Raw genomic sequence first — 1,384 nt, 5'->3', positions numbered from 1 at the left:
TCGCAAACGGCGGGATATCGGCGGCGAACCTTGCGGCGCAGCGCGCATTCCATTCGCGGTACCTTGCATAGACTTCTTCGGCGGTCAGCGTCGGATGGTAATTGACGCAGAACAGCAGGTTGCTCTGGATATATCCCCCTTCCGGCGCAAGTTCACTCGCGCGCTGATAAAGGGAGATGGCCTCATCGGGCTTTCCCTGGGCGCGGTATATGTCGCCGAGATTGTTCAGTGCTGTCGGATAGTCGGGCTTCAGTTCGATGGCCCGGCGATAGGCCGCGATGGCGTCATCCAGCTTGACGCGCTTCTGAAGCGCGACGCCGAGGTTGTAATGTGCCTCCGCATAATCGGGGTTGATCGCGACCGCCTTGCTGCTGCAGGCAAGGGCATCGTCCAGCCTGTCGAGTTCTGTGTAGGCGGCGGCCAGGTTGGTCAGCGCTTCCGGATAGTTGGGCCGGATCGCGAGCACATTCAGGTAGCAGGAAACCGCGTTGGCGGGCTGGTCCTTGAATGCGATTCCCAGGTTGTAATACGCTTCGGCGAAGTCGGGGCGGATGGCGATTGCCCGCTGATAACAGTCGATGGCGTCAGCCGTCTTTCCCAGTACCTGCAGGGCTTGTCCGAGATTGTTGTGTGCCTCGGCAAACATCGCGTCGATGGCAATCGCACGCTTGAAGCTGGCCATCGCTTCGTCGACTTGTCCTTTCTGTTGCAGGACGAGGCCAAGGTTGTTGTGCGCCTTGACGGCGTTGGGCTGCTGCCGGATGACGCGCCTGTACCAGTCAGCTGCTTCATCGACCTTGCCCTGGGCCTGCAGTGCGTTGCCAAGATTGAAGCTTGCGTCCACATAATCCGGTTTGGCCTCGACGGCAGTCCGGAATGCGGATACCGCTTCCTCTGCCTTTCCTGCGGCCTGCAGGACAAGTCCCAGGTTCGCATGCAACAGTGCACTGCCAAGCTTGAAATAGTCGCTCTTTTTCTCTTTTGCAGGCGTCGACGTGGAGAGGGTCGAAATGGCGCGCTGAATCAGGAACTCCGCCGTGGTGTGATCGCCACGCTGGTGAAAGAGCAGTCCGAATGAATGCAATGCATCGATATTGGTCGGCTGTTCCTGAAGAACCCGGCGGTAGATCTGTTCGGCTTCCGCCAGTCGCCCGGCGCGGTGATGCTCAAGGGCGGCTTCGACAGAGGATGGCAGCGCGGAATCGGCTTGCAGGGCAGGGGGCGCAGCTTCTTCGGTTTCCGGTCCAGACAGTTGTTTCCACATGTTCCGGTAGGCCGTTTCCATGTCGCGAGCGAAGCCGTCCTGGTCCAGGAGCGGGGAGGCGAGCATGGTCTGGCGCAGGGAGGCGCGCTCCCGAGCCAGCAGCGAAGTGTCCTGCGCCAG

1 protein-coding gene is annotated in these 1,384 nt (G+C 60.5%); it reads right to left on the bottom strand.

Annotation, left to right across the window (positions count from 1 at the left end):
* Positions 1-1,384 (bottom strand): tetratricopeptide repeat protein (locus ACNOHI_RS24470; protein WP_420477338.1); only part of this gene is annotated, 1,384 nt, incomplete at both ends.

It is taken from the genome of Noviherbaspirillum sp. ST9 (assembly GCF_048799745.1).
Taxonomy (GTDB): domain Bacteria; phylum Pseudomonadota; class Gammaproteobacteria; order Burkholderiales; family Burkholderiaceae_D; genus Noviherbaspirillum.
This window is presented reverse-complemented; position numbering and strand designations above follow the sequence as displayed.